This window comes from Oscillibacter sp. KLE 1745 (assembly GCF_000469445.2).
GTDB classification, from domain to species: Bacteria; Bacillota; Clostridia; order Oscillospirales; family Oscillospiraceae; genus Oscillibacter; species Oscillibacter welbionis.
Genome location: NZ_KI271766.1, coordinates 27,011 through 44,240, shown reverse-complemented (window position 1 = coordinate 44,240; position 17,230 = coordinate 27,011). Strand labels below are relative to the sequence as shown.

11 protein-coding genes are annotated in these 17,230 nt (G+C 56.5%); all 11 read right to left on the bottom strand.

Translation table 11 applies throughout. The annotated features are described in order from the left end of the window. Positions 1–249 precede the first annotated feature (249 nt). Complete coding sequence (locus HMPREF1546_RS19985) at positions 250–462, bottom strand: PF20097 family protein (RefSeq protein ID WP_021752130.1); 213 nt, start codon at positions 460–462, stop codon at positions 250–252. 224 nt (positions 463–686) lie between these two features. After that, the gene (iolD, locus tag HMPREF1546_RS15955) at positions 687–2,615 is read right to left on the bottom strand and encodes a 3D-(3,5/4)-trihydroxycyclohexane-1,2-dione acylhydrolase (decyclizing) (RefSeq protein WP_021748899.1); all 1,929 of its coding nucleotides are present in this window, start codon (positions 2,613–2,615) and stop codon (positions 687–689) included. A 17-nt stretch (positions 2,616–2,632) separates the two neighbouring features. Further along, entirely contained in the window at positions 2,633–3,436 is an 804-nt protein-coding gene (locus tag HMPREF1546_RS15950; protein WP_021748900.1) for a 5-deoxy-glucuronate isomerase, read from the bottom strand. Between the two features lie 191 nt (positions 3,437–3,627). Next, positions 3,628–4,530 carry a myo-inosose-2 dehydratase gene (gene iolE, locus HMPREF1546_RS15945; protein WP_021748901.1) on the bottom strand — a complete coding sequence of 301 codons (903 nt, stop codon included), beginning with the start codon at positions 4,528–4,530 and terminating at the stop codon, positions 3,628–3,630. Between the two features lie 139 nt (positions 4,531–4,669). Beyond that, positions 4,670–4,918 carry a hypothetical protein gene (locus HMPREF1546_RS15940; protein WP_021748902.1) on the bottom strand — a complete coding sequence of 83 codons (249 nt, stop codon included), beginning with the start codon at positions 4,916–4,918 and terminating at the stop codon, positions 4,670–4,672. Between the two features lie 642 nt (positions 4,919–5,560). Continuing rightward, positions 5,561–7,456 (bottom strand): nucleoside-diphosphate sugar epimerase/dehydratase, encoded by a 1,896-nt coding sequence (locus tag HMPREF1546_RS15935; RefSeq protein WP_021748905.1) that lies wholly within the window; start codon positions 7,454–7,456, stop codon positions 5,561–5,563. Between the two features lie 674 nt (positions 7,457–8,130). Continuing rightward, positions 8,131–10,041, bottom strand: coding sequence for an asparagine synthase (glutamine-hydrolyzing) (gene asnB, locus HMPREF1546_RS15930; protein ID WP_021748907.1), 1,911 nt, complete (start codon positions 10,039–10,041; stop codon positions 8,131–8,133). A 90-nt stretch (positions 10,042–10,131) separates the two neighbouring features. After that, on the bottom strand, positions 10,132–11,091 hold the full coding sequence (locus tag HMPREF1546_RS15925; protein WP_021748908.1) for a transglutaminase-like cysteine peptidase: 960 nt from the start codon (positions 11,089–11,091) through the stop codon (positions 10,132–10,134). A gap of 19 nt (positions 11,092–11,110) precedes the next feature. After that, a complete protein-coding gene (locus tag HMPREF1546_RS15920; RefSeq protein WP_021748909.1) occupies positions 11,111–12,817 on the bottom strand; it encodes a glycosyltransferase in 1,707 nt (568 codons plus the stop codon). Beyond that, entirely contained in the window at positions 12,814–15,267 is a 2,454-nt protein-coding gene (locus HMPREF1546_RS15915) for a class I SAM-dependent methyltransferase (protein WP_021748910.1), read from the bottom strand. The genes HMPREF1546_RS15920 and HMPREF1546_RS15915 overlap by 4 nt, the downstream gene beginning before the upstream one ends. Next, a complete protein-coding gene (locus HMPREF1546_RS15910) occupies positions 15,264–17,216 on the bottom strand; it encodes an ABC transporter ATP-binding protein (RefSeq protein ID WP_021748911.1) in 1,953 nt (650 codons plus the stop codon). The genes HMPREF1546_RS15915 and HMPREF1546_RS15910 overlap by 4 nt, the downstream gene beginning before the upstream one ends. Between the last annotated feature and the right edge of the window lie 14 nt (positions 17,217–17,230).

Below are 17,230 nucleotides of genomic sequence, written 5' to 3'. Positions count from 1 at the left end.
GCGCAGGCGCAGACCTCCTGCCGCCGGCGGGGGATGGTTGACGGTCCCTTGCGGCAGTCAGGGACGGAAACGCGCTACCCTTGGGGAAACCACCAGCCCGGGGAAGTCAGGGATACATCCTGCGCCGCTTTTCGCTGCCGCTCTCCTGGCAGTTCGGGGAAGCCCGGAGATCTTCCTGTAGGGGCGGTTATCAACCGCCCGCCGCACCGTGGCCCGGACGGTCATAGACGTGCCGACCGGGGCGGCAGCTCAGTAATCAAGAATAATCTTCCGGCACTTGGTGCAGCGGGAGGCTGGGATATAAGGTGGCGTAATAAGCAGGGTATCCTGCCTGCTCAAATGCTCTGCATCCTTAGACAAGTCCGGTGGTCCGGCTTTCCGAGGCTTTGGCAGCCAATAGATTCCATAGTTGCTTTGCAAAGCGCCGCTCCCCATTTCCGCGCCGCAAAAAGGACAATTCAAACGAATCTCCTCCTCTTTCGATACCCGCAGGAAAGGGACTTGGGGAAACCAAGTGTTTTCCCAGTTCTTTCGCCAGCGGCGAAAGAAGATCTTTCAATCATTTTCGGCAGGACATGCGCCTGCCGAAAATTCCCCGCCCCAGGCGCCTGGGGCGCCGTTCACCAGTGACCGATGTCACTGGTGGTAGGGGAGGTCGAGGGGGAGCTTGCTCCCCCTCGAGAGGATCAATACTTCCGGGCGTCCCTCACGTGGTCCAGGTGATCCTGATAGGCCGCCAGGTTCTCCGGCCGCTCGGACACCTCCGTGTCGCCCACGCGCCACCAGGAGCCGTAGCCGTCGGTCATGGTCTTGGGCAGCACCTTGATGTCGAACAGCACCGGGCGGTCCTTCACCTTCTTGGCGTCCTCGAAGGCCGCCGCCAGCTCCTCCATGGTGCGGATGGAGTAGCTCTTGCAGCCGTAGCCCTCCGCTACCTTGGCGTAATCGATGTTCAGGAAGTCACCGAACAGGCCGTCCTTGCTGCGGTACCGCAGCTCCGTGCAGAGCGTCGCGTTGCCGTGGCCCACCTGCAGGTTGTTGATGCAGCCGAAGGAGGCGTTATCGAACAGGCAGATGTTGATCTTCTTGCGCTCCATAACAGCGGTGACCAGCTCGCCGTGGAGCATGTTGAAGCTGCCGTCGCCGCACATGGCGTAGACTTCCCGCTTGTCGCCAATGGCCAGCTTCACGCCCAGGGCACCGGCGATCTCATAGCCCATGGTGGAGTAGCCGTACTCCATGTTATAGCAGTCGATGCCGGTGGGCCGCCACATCCGCTGCATGTCGCCGGGCAGGGAGCCGGCGGCGCCGATAGCCACGTCGCCCTCGCTCATCATGGCGTTGATGGCGCCCAGCACGGTGGTCTGGCACAGGCCTGCGTCCAGGTCCTTGGCGAACCGCTTGGCGGAGTCGGCGTTGGCGTCGTTGATGATGGGTTTCCAGCTCTTCTTGTCCTCAAAGGTGATATGGTCCAGGCGCTCCAGCTCCTTGGCCCACTTCTCGCGGGCGGCGGACACCTCAGTGGTGTAGGGAGCCTTGTAGCCGTCCAGCTTCGCCAGCAGGCGGGGCAGGGCATCCTTGGCGTCGGCCACCACGGGCACGGCGTCCATCTTCAGGGCCTGGAACTCGGACACATTGATGTTGACGAACTTGCAGGTGTCCTTGAACAGCCACTTGGAGGCGGTGGTGAAGTCGGTGTAGCGGGTGCCCACGCCGATGACCACGTCCGCCTTCTTGGCAATATCGTTGGCGGCGGAGCAGCCGGTGACGCCCAGGCCGCCCAGGTTCAGGGGGTGGGTCCACTCGATGGCGCTCTTGCCGGCCTGGGTTTCGCCGAAGGGGATGCCGGTGGCCTCTGCGAAGGCCCGGAACTCCTCGTGGGCCTCAGAGTAACGGACGCCGCCACCGCAGACCAGAATGGGCCGCTTGGCCTTCTTGATGACCTCCGCCGCGTCGGCCAGAGCGGCCTCGGTGGCGGGACGGCGCTCCAGACGCCAGACGCGCTTCTTGAAGAAGCTCTCGGGATAGTCATAGGCCTCGCCCTCCACGTCCTGAGGCATGGCGATACAGACGGCGCCGGTGTTGGCGGGGTCCGTCAGCACCCGGAAAGCGGAGATCATGGCGCTCATCAGCTGCTCCGGCCGGACGATGCGGTCCCAGTAGCGGCAGACGGCCTTGAAGGCGTCGTTGGTGGAGATGGAGAGGTTGTTGGTCTGCTCCACCTGCTGGAGCACGGGGTCCGGCTGGCGGCAGGCGTACACGTCGCCGGGCAGCACCAACAGGGGGATGTTGTTGGCGGTGGCGGTGCCGCAGGCGGTGACCATGTTGGCCGCGCCGGGGCCCACGGAGGAGGTGGCCACGCAAATCTGCTTGCGCTTCATCTGCTTGGCGAAGGCCACGGCTGCCTGGGCCATGCCCTGCTCATTCTGGCCGTGCCAGATCTCCAGGTGCTTGGCCTCCTGGCTCAGGGCCTGGCCCAGGCCCACCACGTTGCCGTGGCCGGGGATGATGAATACACCGCGGACGAAGCGGCTCTGTTCGCCGTCCACTTCGATATACTGGTTCTCAAGGAAACGGACCAAAGCCTGCGCCATGGTCAAACGAACGGTTTTCATGGGGTGATTACCTCCTGTCAGTGATTGGGATAGATGTGGTCGTTGGCATCGGCCTTCCACAGCCAGGCGTGCTCCGGATCGTCGATGCGGGTCTTGTCCCAGGGATCCCCCTCCAGGTGTCGGATGCCCCAGGCGTAGCACATGGCATAGCCCGGCGCGGCGGTCTGGGAGTGGAAGCCATGGTTGATGACGGCGCAGCCATTGTGCTGCGTCTTGAAGATCTCGCCGTTGGCAAAGCCCGCGCCGAAGCCGTCGGGATAGTCGAAGCGGTAGAAGTACACCTCCGGCTGGGGATGGTGGTGGGGCGGATAGGAGCTCCACTTGCCGGGCAGATTCAGCACCTCGCCCAGGACCATCTTGGAGAAGGGGGCGTTGTCCAGGTCGAAGAAGGTCTTGATCTCCCGGGACATGCAGCCCATCAGCTCGCCGCCAAAGCCCTTGTGCTCCACCTGGACCTTGTCCGGGGTGTACATGACGGCCTCATAGGGCGTCTCGTTGACAGTGGCCTGGATATACAGCTCACTGTGGGCCTTGGCGGTGATGGTGACCTTGGTGCCGCAGCCGGCCAGCAGGCAGTAGGCGTCGTGGTGGAAGCAGTCCGGCCGGTCGGCCTCCACCTTCTTGCCGTCCCACTCATAGGTGACAGAGCCGGAAAACAGGAGGATTGCCACCTCTTTTTTGGCATCCTCATAGACGTAGGTATCCCCCGCCTCCATCAGCAGCAGGCCCACGTCCATCTGGGTGCCCATGTCGTCCACAGAGGAGTCAATATAGGCATTGTACCCGTTCTTCAGCTCGGCGTTCTTGTTCATATAGGCCATTGGAGTCATCTCCTAAATAAAGATTGTTGCTCAAATTCCATTCGCGCCAGCGGCGCGATGCATTTCAACCATTTTCGGCAGGACATGCGCCTGCCGAAAATACATTGACTTAGCCGCCCTGGGCGGCGTCCCCAGTGACCGACGTCACTGGGGAGGGGGGCGGTCGAGGGGGGACGCAGTCCCCCTTCGAATTAGAGTCCCGTATGCTCCCGGATGTACTTCCGTGCCTTCATGGCATACTCCAGCGGATTGGCCTTGGCAGGATCCTGTTCCGCCTCCACCAGCAGCCAGCCCTGGTAGCCGGCATCCGCCAGCACCTTGAACACAGGATCGAAGTCCACGTCGCCGTCACCGGGGACGGTGAAGGCGCCATTGCGGACGGCCTGCAGGAAGGACCAGTCATTCTTCCGGGCCTCTTCCACCACGGGCAGCCGCATATCCTTCAGGTGGACGTGGCCCACCCGGTCCACGTACTTCTTCAGCATAGCCAGGGGGTCCTCGCCGGCGAAGGTGAAGTGGCCGGTGTCATAGCACAGGAACACATACCGGGGATCGGTGTTGGCCATCATGCGGTCCGTCTCCTCGCTGGTCTGGACCACGGTGCCCATGTGGTGGTGGAAGCACAGCTTGAAGCCCCGGTCCGCAGCGATCTTGCCCAGCTTGTTCAGGCCGTCGCACAGGAGCTTCCACTCGGCGTCGTCCATCACATGCTTGTGGCCGCCGGTGAGCACGGGTACGTCCATCTTGCCCTGGATGGAGTAGCTCTGCTCGCTGACGTTGATGCGGTTGGCGCCCACAGCAGCCAGGAAGTCCAGGTTGGCGATAAAGTCCTTCTCCTCCTCTTCAAAGGGGCGGGTCAGGAGGAAGGATGAGTACCAGCGGCTGGCGATGCGCATGCCGCGCAGGTCCAGGGCCTTCTTCAGCTCGGCAGGATCCTTGGGATACTTGTTGCCGATCTCGCAGCCGGTGAAGCCCGCCAGTGCCATCTCGCTGACGGTCTGCTGGAAGGTGTTCTCCCCGCCCAGCTCCGGCATATCGTCGTTGCACCAGCCGATAGGTGCAATGCCCAGGAATACGTGGTTGGAATCAAACATTGGAATTTCCCCCTTGTGAAGCCTCAGAATTTTTCCAGCGGTCCCGTGAGAGCGGGCCGCATGTTTTGCACACTTCTCTCCATTCTGTGTTCGTTCACAGAAATGTGGAAAGCAATCACACGCCTCTCTGCGTGCTCTCTTACAAACTATCATTTTTAGGGAGAAAAATCAACTTCTTTTCCAGGGCCTCCGCCATTTTTTCTATTTTAGCCAAACGGCTCCTCTCTTTTTCGTAGATATAACCGTACTGTCTCCAACCCCCGCAGCGGATGTGCCCGATTTCTCCCTCGTTTCGTCCACAAAAGACTCCGTCCGCCGGAAATCCGGCCCCACTCGCTTTTCCATTCGCTTTTAAAATTGTGTGGGAGATGGCAGCAAATTTTATCACGTCTCCATTCCATATTCAGCGTCAGATCCCTAATCTGATTCCACAACTTCCTTCATTAGGGTGTCTTTTGCCTTATTTAAGCCAAGGATCATCATTTATCGCAGAGAACAACATCCCTTAGGCACCGCTTACTTCAGTCCATATTTCAAAGCGCGCCTCACAATCATGCCCCATATTTTGAGTAGCACCTGTCCTGTAGAGAGTGATATTCGTATTGATTATTTCAAATGTTTTCCTACGATTAATTTAATTTCTTTACATCAAAGCCGTCAATGCATTCCTTCCCGTTTGCTGATCCTCTCCCCACAGTAAAGTGATGAAATGTTGACAACAGCCCTGATACACTTTATTGGTCAGAACGGCCTAAAAAGAGATACGGTTTGCATCCTCCTTTGGAATGGAATCACAATAAACCATTCCAAAGGAGGATGCAAACCATATTTCTTTACTTTTTTATTTCTAAATTCTATTTTACCTTATTTTATATAGATTATCGAGCAGTTATTTTTTCTTCCCCAGCAGGATCTCGGGCGTTTTTACGATCAATCTGCCTTATAAAAGGCGAAAATGCAAAGGATAGTACCTGCGGTCGAAATTCTACTGGTATTTTCTCATAAAGCGGCGCCCTGTCTTCACTCGAGATCACATGCCAGTCATCTGCTGAGTAGGAATCCGCACTTCACCGCCCTGTCTGCAGTTGACCTCCTCTGGTTCATGAAATGTCGGGACAACCCGATGTAACGCCTCTCGGATACAGGAAGGGTTGTCCTTTTCTAAAGCATTCTGGAGAATTACTAGCTTCTCTTTCAACTCACCAGGCGTAATTGCCGGTTGCCGCTCAATAAATATCTGGCTGTTCTCTGTCTGCTCAATATCCCGACTGGCAATTAGGAGTTCCTCATAAAGTTTCTCACCAGGCCGCAGTCCCGTCTCTATAATATCGATGTCCCGATAAGGCGCATACCCAGAGAGGCGAATCATATTCTCAGCCAAATCTAATATTTTAACCGGCTGTCCCATATTTAATACAAAAAGCTCATTTTTTCGGGCCATAGCCCCTGTCTGCAGAACGAGCTGTGCTGCCTCCTGTATTGTCATAAAGTAGCGAATAATTCTCTTATCTGTCACGGTTACAGGTCCCCCCGCCGCAATCTGCCGTTGAAAGAGCGGTACTACAGAACCGTTGGAACCCAGCACATTTCCAAATCGAACTGCAATGAAATCTGTGCCGCTGTGTCCCTTCATGGACTGAAGAATCATCTCGCAAAGCCGCTTGCTGGCTCCCATTACAGAAGTGGGGTTAACCGCCTTATCTGTGGAAATCAGAAGGAATTTTTTAACCTGAAACTCATCTGCAATCTGTACAAGGTTCAGTGTTCCAAACACATTGTTTCGAATGGCCTCCTGGGGACTATTCTCCATAAGAGGTACGTGTTTATGTGCAGCAGCATGGAATACAACATCTGGATGATATGCATCAAATATCTGTCGCATCCGTGCTTTATCCTGAACCGATGCGATTTCTACCTTTAAGTTAAGACGCCCTCCATATTGATAGAGCAGTTCTTGCTGGATATCATAGGCTCCGTTTTCATAAATATCCACAATCACCAGTTCTTTAGGATCATGTTTGACAATCTGCCGACACAATTCCGAACCAATCGATCCACCGCCTCCGGTAACCATTATGACTTCTCCGGTAATATACGCATCCACCGGAGTTGGATCCAGATAGACCGGTTCCCGGCCAAGAATATCCTCAATCCGGATCTCTCGTAGTTGAGTATGTATGGGCTTCCGATGAATCATGTCTAATGTGCTTGGTAAAACAGAAACCTTGATTCCCTCCAAGCCAGACATCTTTTGAAAGATCTCATGGCGCCGGTCTTCATCGGCCGATGGTATGGCTACAATAATCTCACGAATGTCTATTGTCCGAAGGGAATCTTGCACTTGGTCGATTCTCCCTTTCACCTCTACGCCATGGATGCGCTTCCTCAATTTCTCAGGATCATCATCGAAAAAGCACTGCACATTATATCGACTGTCAGGGTTGCTTTGGAGTTCCTCCAATAATTGTACGCCTGCTGCTCCAGCTCCGACAATAGCTACCGGAATCTGGTGCCGTCCTTTGTAAAAGAGCACTCGGCTCCGATAAACTCGATAGGCAAATCGCATCATCAGCATTCCCAAAACCCACATACTGGCTACGCAGGTCAAAAGCATGAATGAGATTACACTCTGCAGAAAAAGCCGACTCAATACCTCATAGAGAAAAACTCCACAGAAAGCGGCCATCAGCAAAGAGAGATATTCTTTGCTCTCTGCGTATCTCCACAAGCTATCATAGGTGCGAAAAATAAACTGGAAAAGGACTGTACACCCATACAACAGCAAAAAATTCTGCAACAGTTGGAAAGAGCGTCCAACTGCGTCAGATAAATTATATCTCAATGAAAACCATGAGAAAAAGGCAGAAACCGCAATTAGAATAATGCTGTCGCAAACAAACAGTATCTGCTTTCGAAAATGATTCATCGATTATATTCTCCTGCTGCTACATTTTCTATCTTTTCTGGCTATCGGGTTACGATCGTATAACAAATTATACAGTCTTTTTGTCAAAAAGGGAAGCGTAAAATGTTACTATTTCTTAGTCCCTGACTTCTGATTGATTTTCTAGAGAAAAAAGCTGGAGACGGAACTCCGCCTCCAGCTTTTCATTCTTTATCCCAGTGTATTACAGCAGATGTCTTCTCAATTCTCTCTTTTGTTTCCATTTTTGCGTATATAGAATTTTGTTTATTATTGTTTTTTCACTCCCGCAGGGGCCAGAAAATTTTGAATTGTGGAGTACAAAACGAAATTGAGGAATTATCAGAGAAATTTCAGAAGCGACGCAGGCAGAAGGAACCTTCTACAGTAGGACATGTCTGCGTTTTAAAGCCGTTCCCCATACATGGCAGGTTCATCCCGGGACTTCCTCTACACGAATCATAGAGAGTCAGCAAAATATAAGCTAAATAGTCTGGCACCCAAATGAAATGCAGACGCCTGCCGCTGACTACTTACGGGCGTTGTTTCTTTGTTTCCGTTTTAGCATGCTATTTGTGTTTAATGTTATGAGTAGTGATCACATAAGGAACAAACCACATTGCTGATCACCGCCCTATTTTTACTCCATCTGTCTCGATCGGATTTCATATAGAGCTTCACACTGTATTTAATCGCTCCCTATACTCGTTGGCCTTGTCATGAAAGATTTGCTGCCACAATTCCAAGCAGAAGAAGCCCCACAGGCTACGAGAGAATGCACCCTCACCGTTGATTTTGGAAATGACTTTCGCATTATCCACATACTCTCGCTGGCGAGCCTTGGTAGTAGAAAGTGTATCGCAAATGAAATCTCGGCACTCGCCTTTTGCCCATACGGCAAAGGGCGTCGGGAAGCCCATCTTGTCCGTGCGGTTCATGACCTGCTCCGGCACGTACCGGCTCATGGCCGAGCGCAGAATATACTTCATCGTTCCGTTTTTGAACTTGATGCTGGCGGGAATGGTGGCCGCGAATTCCACCAGTTCCCGGTCCAGGAACGGGACCCGGGATTCCAGGCCGTGGGCCATGCTCATGCGGTCCTCCACCTGAAGCAGGGCCGGCAGGAGCGTCTTGAAGTCAAAGTGCGTCATCCGGTCCAGATAGGACTGCTTATCCACATTCTCCGCCACGAACAGCCGTTCATAAGAGTCATAGGGATCATAGGCGGGCAGGGAGTCCCGGTGGACGCAGTCCTCCATGCCGGGGGCACGGTTGATGAGCTGGAAGTAGCGCTTGCTGGGCTCATCGAACAGCCCCTTGCTCCAGAAGCTGCGGAGCATGGGCTTGTAGTTGCGAAGAGCGGTGAGGTTGGGGATGATGGACTCGTAGGTGACCACGAAGGCGCCCTTTTGCGCCGTCCCCTCAATGGCGCCCTTGATGCACTGCTCGAAGTACGCCACCAGATACCGGGTATAGCCGCCGAAGATCTCGTCGCCGCCCTGTCCGCCCAGGACCACCTTGCGGTGCTGGGCCGCCAGCCGGGAGATCATATACTGGGAGAAGGAGCCGGGGCCGGCAACAGGGGCGTCCAGCGCATAGATCACGTTTCCAATGTTGTCGATGAAATCCTGGGCCGTGATGTCCAGCTCATAGAGCTTGAAGTCCTTTTCCCGGGCCACGGCGCGGGCATAGGCGCTTTCGTCATAATCCGGGCCGATGTTATATTTTCCGGTGAAGCCCACGAAGCTCTCACCCAACAGGTCCCGGGCCATGGCGGAAGTGATGGAGGAGTCCACGCCGCCGCTGACATATCCGCCCACCGGCACGTCGCTTCGGACATGGTATTTGATGGAGCGCTGGAACTGTGCTTCCAGCTCATCATGGAAATACTGCTCCGTATGGTATATGTCGGGGCGGTAGTAGACCTGCCAGTACCGGCGGCGCTTGATGGAGCCGTCGGCCGTGATCGTCATGCGGTGGGCCGGCTCCAATTCCTCGATCCCCTGAAACAGTGTCCGTCCCTCCATGCAGAACTGGAACACCAGGTAATCCTGGAAGCCCTTGGGATTGGTCTCAATGCTGGGCAGGAACGGCAGCAGCGCCTTCATTTCCGAGGCGAAATACAGCGTGTTGTCCACCACAGTGTAATAGAAAGGCTTGATGCCGAAGTGGTCCCGGGCGCAGAACAGTGCCTGCCGCTTTTCGTCCCACAGGGCGAAGGCGAACATGCCGGAAAAATGCTCTACGCATTCCTCGCCCCACACCTCATAGGCCCGGAGGATTACTTCCGTGTCGCTGGTGGTCTCATAGGTGCCGCCCAGCTGTTGTTTGAGTTCGATATAGTTGTAGATCTCCCCGTTGAAGCAGACCCAGTTGCCGTGGTGATCGGTCATGGGCTGCTGGCCGGAGGCGATGTCGATAATGCTGAGCCGGCGGTGCGCCATGCCGACGTTCTCAGCCTGGTGCATCCAGACGCCGTGGCCGTCCGGGCCGCGATGGGCCTGCAGATCGTTCATAACGTTCAATTTGTGGGCAAGCCCGGGAATCCGGTTGCCGGATAATTCGATCATACCCGCGATCGAGCACATAGGGCGGTCCCTCCTTTGTGTGAATCAAGGTTTCCATCCGAGGGGTGACCGAACGGTGCATTACAGCCACCGTGTCCTCGGAGCAGTCTTTTATTGGTATATGTCAAAAAGAGCAAGGTTGGGAAGCGTTTCCCGGCCGCTGATCTCCACCAGGATCTCTGATGTAGTCGCAGCGTCCTTGAGCTGATAGGACAGATCGTACACGTCCTGCACCAGATCTCCCTCCAGAGCGGTCTTGGTGCCGTCCTCGTCCACCGACCAGCATGTGACCTCCAGGGGGACTTGAAGCTCCTCCATAAAGCTCATGGTGATGCGGTAAAACTCCACATCCTCTGTAAAGACGCAGAAGATGGAGTTGGGTGTGAGCGTCTCATCATAGACCACATCCTGGCTGGAGGCTGGCTCCACAGGAATGCTGCTGGTGACAGAGGCGGGATACCAGCCCAACAGGTTCAGATCATTGAGAAGCAGAGAGTCCGGCTGCTCTAGGACCTGATATGCCTCTGTGAAAAAGCGGTTGGTGAGATAGTAAGAGTCCATGGAGGGCTCCCCGCAGGCGTATGCCTGGGCATCGTCGCAGGTCAGCAGCGTCGCCATATCCGTGGTGTAATAGATGCCGTGGGTGGGGTCAAAGACATAGGGGCCTTCCGTGGTCTGAACTTCCACTACGGCATGGATAGAAGAATCCTCCCCGATATGCAAAGAGCTGATTCCATATGTGGTGGCCTGATAGTACCCGTGCCGGGACAGCTCCTTGACAAACAAGTAGCAGTATATCCCGCAATCGCCGGTCCCAAATTCCAGATAATCTTCCTCCGTGATAGGCCGCCCCTCGACCTGGGAACCCACGCCGTAGGAGATCAGCCCATTGACATATTCATTGATCTCCTGGACCTCCTCCACCGTGGGGACCTTCAATTCTGTGACATAAGAGGGGGCCTCCTCCGGCAGCTCCTCTACCGTGGCGGATGTACCCGAAGTGGAGGAGCAGCCCGTCAGCAATACCAGTAACAAAAAAAGTGCAAAGCAGTTTACCCGTGTTTTCTCCATCCTTAGGTTTTTCGTCCTTTCACACACGCTCGATGAGGCCATGTTCCCCCAGGACCATCTCCAACGCGGCCCGTTGGCTCTCAAAGCTGAACTTGTTCCGGCAGCCCTCGTACTGCTTTTTCATGGCGGAGAGCTGTTCCTCATCATGAAGCAGCCGGTTGAGGGTCTGCCCAAACTTGACGGGGTCGGAGAGGTCTTCTCCCACGCCCACGCCGTGTTCGCCGGCTACCATGGACACTTCTTTCATGGAGACGTCATAGAGCATGGGCAATGTAGCCTCAAAATATTCCATCAGCTTATTGGGAACAGCGTAGGAGTAGTATTCATCCACCGCGGAATACGGCAGCACGCCAAGATCTGCGTTGACGGTAAAGCGCAGAAGCTCGCTCTGGTTGACCCAGCCCACCATGACCACCCGCTCGGGGTTTCCTTCCTTTTCCAGCGTGTGGAGGAACTTCTCCTGATAGTCGCCTCCGCCCACGACCACAAGGCGGCAGTCATCCTCCAGATACCGCGTGGCCCGGGCCAGGTTGTCCAGATTGCGCAGGGCCGTCATGCTGCCCTGAAAAATGGCGATCCGGGTCCCATCCGGAATGCCGTAGGTATGCCAGAAGTCCGCTTCCGGCACAGTATCCTCCAAGCGCAGAGCGGCGCTCATACAGGAATAAATGACATCAAAATGCTTGTGGTAGCATGCGCTCATGTCCTGAGCCAAATACTTCCCCACAGTGATGCACACATCACACTTGGGATAGAGCTCCGCCTCGCTCTTTTCCGCCAGGGCGATCTTCTCGGCCCAAGTGCTTTCCCACAGGCGGGTCTGCTTGTACCACCACTCATGGCAATCCACCATCAGCGTGCAGCCCAGTACTTCCTTGAGCATCACGCCGATGGGCAGCGTGGGCAGATCCGCCACGTATACCAGGTCCGGCGTCTCCTCCGACAGGGCCCGCCGTACCTGCTCCAAAATGGGGGAATACTCGAACAGGATCTTCCGGAAATCCTGGAAATCAAATTGCTTTTCCCCCAGCGTGTCCGGCCCCACAGGACTGAGGGGGATGGGGGTGCCCCGATAGAGCTCCGGCGGGTCGTTGTTGAACAGCCAGACACCGTTGTCCGCCGTCTTGCAGTGGGCCGCCAGCGCCCTGCCACGGGGCCCTTTCGTATAGGAGAGCGCCACATCGCCCACGGTCGTGTAGCCCTGTGTGTCGATCTCCTTCAGGTCCGCTCCCACAATGGCCCGCTCATACTCGCCTGCCTGCGCGCCTGTCCGCTTGTCCGAGATAACAGTGGTGTGGCCGGTATGACTGTCATAGACCAGAACGCGGTTCCCTCTCTGGATGGAGATGAAATAGCCGCTGCGCTCTCCCACCGTTTGCAGCGTGTAGCCCCGGCGGGTCTTTTCCATGCTGGCCAGCAGCTCCAGTGCGCACGCGTAGGTGCCGTTCTCCCGGTGATAGGCCTCCTGTGCGTCGATCACATGGGTGATAAGCCCACGCTCCTCTTCCATCAGCGCATCCAGAGACAGGGCGTAGAGTTTCACTACATTCCAATCCAGAGGACGGACCACATAGTCCGGATCGGAGTCATTGGTGAAGTCTGTATATGCGGACGGAAACAATTTCACCGAATACCCGTTCTCCATCAGGACATCGGCAAAAAACAAGATCCGACGGTCAATATACGCATCATGCGTGACCAGCCACGCGATCTTTTTCTCTTTCATCTTGCTGCTCTCCTTTTAAGCACGATATACAGCCGCTTCACGCCCAGACCTGTCAGTGTCTGGTACATGCGGGGATGCCGGTGGAGCCATCCCTGCAATCTGCCCTCCACTTTTTTGGCGGCGATCTTGAACCGGATCTTCATAAGAGACGGTTTCTTCTGTGCGGGCACTTCGTATACAGATAATACATACTCAGCGAACAATGCGCTGGACACTTCGCAGCGCCGGTCTTGGAACTCCTGGTGCCGGGGCTCCGCCCCCTCCGACGAAGTCCCGCCTGCGGCTACCATGCTCTCTGCAAACAGGGAGGCCGCCACCGTGCGCTGGAGAGATCCGCCATCTGATGCAAGTTCTGCCGCGCCGGATGCCAAGGAAGCTTCCCCGGAAAATTTGCTCTCTGTAAGGAGCGCTGCCGTCAGGAGCGTCTGTAGATCCGGCTCCATGTTCTGGCTGTCGTCTTTATACGGATCCTCCTCCGGACTTGATGCTTCCGGCAGGAAGGAGCCTGTCACACAATGTTGCCCGTCCTGGGGTGGCGCGCTGTCATTGGATTCCGCGCCCACCGGGGCAGCTTCCTGCAGGCTCTGGACGAAGCGCTTGAGAAGCGCGCCCCTGCGCCGGATGGTCTGGTTGCTTTCCAGCAGCCACTGCCGGGGCGAATGCGGGAGAGAAATGCCTGTCTCGTCCGGATAAGGCAGCTGATAGCGGATACCGTCCAGAGAAAAAGTAAACAACGCCCGGCCCTCCCGGGGATAAAACTGGTAGGGCACATCCTGCCCGCCGGACAATCCGGCGCTGTACAGATCCAGCTGCGGGGCGCTGAAATAGAGCTTGATATACACCGGAGAGCAGGTGATCTCCTGATTCAGGCAATCCGTGGCCTCCGCTGTGCTCCACTGCCAGTCCATCAGATACTGCTCCTGCCCCCGCTGATCCGCTTTCGCCACGGAAACGGTGCCCTCCCCGTCTGGCAGAGAGCCCCGGATCTCCACCCCGGTATAGGTGCCCGGCAAGGGGGGGAACGATATGGCCACCCAGGCGGTCTCCGCCGTTTCGCAGCGGCGGAAATGATAGCCGTCTTCGTCTGCTGTCATCTCACAGCCTGCGGTATACAACTCGGGCAGCAGCTCCACCTTCGTATATACATGCAGGGCTTGCCGACGCTCCATGGGACGCAGCTCGTTGCGCAGCCGCTGCTCCGGCTTTTGCTCCGGATACATGGTATCCGGGAGCTGTGCTTCCTGATCGGCCCGGCAGAATAGGATTCCAATCTCCGAGTATGTGGGGAAGGGAAACTCCGCGTCAAAGCCCGCCATGCGGTGCAGGAGCTCCAGTTCATCAGTGCCCCGCAGGATGCTCTTCCCTCCGCACTTGGGACAGACCATCCCCTCTACGCTGTGGATATCAAAGCCGAAAAAGTCCGCGAATTCTGTCTCATGGACCCCTGTGCGCAGCGTGGTGATATCCCCTGTATAGTTGACGCAGACCGGCTTCCAGCTCTCCGGCAGCAGCGCGGTGAGCTCCTGCTGGGTATAGCGCCGTTTGTGATGGTTGATATGCCACACATGCCCACAGCGGGAGCACAATGCCATAGCCATCAGGGAGGGCTCCTGGAAGGGGACTTGCAGATAGATATATTTTCGGCTGACGCGCATCAGCTCGGCGATCCCCTTTTTCAGCACGGGGTCCGGGAGGTGTTCCAGCACGTCGCAGGCCATGACCAGATCCACCGACCCGTCTGCCATGGGGATGTCCATGATATCTCCCACGCAGGTCTGGCGTACATTTCCCCGGAGGATCTCCTCTTCTATATCCATGGCCAGAACGGCATAGTCCGCCGGGATCTGTCGGTTCCCGTAGCCGGGGCCGGAGCCGATATCCAAGATTCGCTCCACATCCGCCGGAAGAGAGGAGACCAGGGATCGGGCCGCCCGGTCGATGGAAGGCTCTCCCTGAGCAGTCTGGTTATGGGCCTGGAGATAATCCCCCGCTTCTTGTTGATTGACCTCGTTGATGGTGCTTTTTCCCCGGATCTCAAAGGTCTGCGGCAGCGGATAATACCGGCGCCATTGCTCCCAAAAGGCCATGAAAGGCTCCTGGGGATTCCCACAGGTGGAAAACACGCTCTGGCGGCGTACTTCCTCTAAAAGCAGCGGAAAAGACGGCCCGAAAGACTTCTGCCCGGGGCCGTCATCCAGCCACTGGCGCAGATCGTCAAGCGCGGCGGAGACCGCCGGAGGAATGGGCTCGTGGGGAGCCAGTCCTTCCAGGGCAGACAGCAGCTGGGTCCCACGGGGATACGGTTCGCCCGTGGAAAGAGCGATCCCCGCCCTGCCGCTGAAGGAAAACTGCACCGGGATGGCCTCCACCAGCGCCGCTGCCCGCAGTATATTTTTGGCAAGGGGACGAAGCACAGTTTTCCCCGGAGAGACCGCAAGGTAATGATTCATGGTACCTCCTCACTTTTCAGCGCCGTACCGTCAAAGACATGATGGACCGCACCACACGACCAATTACACGGATGCAGCAGATCTCCCAGTCCCTTCTTTACGCCGAAGGGCTGTTCCACCTTGAAGAACAAAGCACGGTCAGATACGCAGTAGGAAGGCTCCTCTGCGGCCTTGGACATCGTGCATTGCTTGAAAATGCCGATGCTGACCATATACTCTCCTTCGCCGATGCGCAGCGGCGACAGCTCTGCCCCGATGGTGACATGGCCATTTTCGGGGATGGAGGAGATGCCCAGGTCCTCACTGGTGCAAAACAGCTGTGTCACGGTCTTTCCGCTTCGGGTCATGATGCAGACTACCGCCACAAAGTGGCGGACCGCTTTGTGCGCTGCCAGCTGGATCTGAAACCGCAGGGTGTCGCCGGTGGTGAAGCAGCGGACGCTCTTCCCCGTCCCGTCCAGGATGTCCTGGGCTTCGATGCGCAGCTCCTGGGAGCCGTAGACCGAGTTGGTCTGCTGCATCTGCTGGAAGTCCGTGGCATCCCGGTCCCCAGCCAAGGGCTCCTCTTTTTCCTGGACCGGTTCCGCGCTCCGGGCGTCGGGAGCGGAGATGGGCGCTGTCTCCAGCGCTTGGGGCTGCTCCGCCTCCGCGGCAGGCGCGGACGCAGACTCGATGGGCTGGTCTTCCTCTGCGGCCAGACGGAAAGAGAAGCTGGTATTTCCGTTTTCCACCTGGCCCAGCCGCCGGTATGCATGGCCGTCAAAGTACTCCAGGTAGATCTTTTCCCGGCTGTCCGGCCGGGCATGGATGCACACGGAGAGCGCTTTTCCGCTCAGATGCAGGGGGATCTCCATCTGGAAAGGCGCGTGGCAGTTGGAACCGTCCTGGTCACAGTAGGCCCGGTAAAAATTCCCCCGGTCCTTTTTGGCGTCGCTCCAGTCCATACCGCCCTTGTCTGCGATGACGTGGGTGAACTGGGCAGGGTCATCATCCATGGGCGCGCCGAAGTGCAGCTGGGAAACGGGCGCTCCATCAGCCGACAGCTCACACCCATAGATCAGGTGCTTGTAATGCGGGTGCGGCGTGTCACATACCAAACGCATGACCAGGACTTGTGTGGCTTCGTCCGCCTGGGCGATGTTCAGCATGCTCTTTCGGCTGATGCGGAATTCCTTGGCCCGGGCCCGCAGCTCCTCTTCATAGCGGATCTTTTTGTTATAGATCTTGGAGACCTCCAGCGCAGTGCCTTGGTGGGTGATCTCTCCCCGCTCCAGAAGGATGGCGCGGTTGCAGATCTCCAGCACGCTCTCCATACTGTGGGATACGAACAGCACCGTGGCCCCGGTATCCTGTGTGAGATGCTTCATGCGTTCGGCGCACTTGGAGGTAAACGCAGCGTCTCCCGCGCCCAGCACCTCGTCGATAATCAGGATGTCCGGCTCCAAAGAGGTGGACACCGCAAAGGCCAGGCGGGAATACATGCCCGCGGAATAGTATTTGACCGGCTGGTGGATATAGTCTTCCAGTTCGCTGAACTCGATGATCTCATCCATACACGATTTGATCTTCTTGGAGTCCATCCCGGCATAGGCCAGGGCTGTGCGGATGTTCTCGATGCCTGTAAATTCGGGATGGAAGCCGGTGCCGATCTGCAGCAGTGCCTGGATCTTTCCATTTACATGGATGGACCCTTCCGTGGGCCTGAGGTTCCCCACGATCAGCTTGAGCAAGGTGCTCTTGCCGGCGCCATTGCGGCCAATGATGCCGATCCGCTCTCCCTTGGGGACCGTCAAATTGATGTTGCGCAGCGCCCAGAACTCGCGGTACCGCGGCTCCCGGTCCCAGAAGCGAAGCTTGTCCAGCCCAAAAATATCCTGAATACGGTCGGACTGCTTATCAAACAGCCGGTACATTTTCCCAAGATTTACGATCTCAACGGCATTTTCCATGGTACATTCTCTTC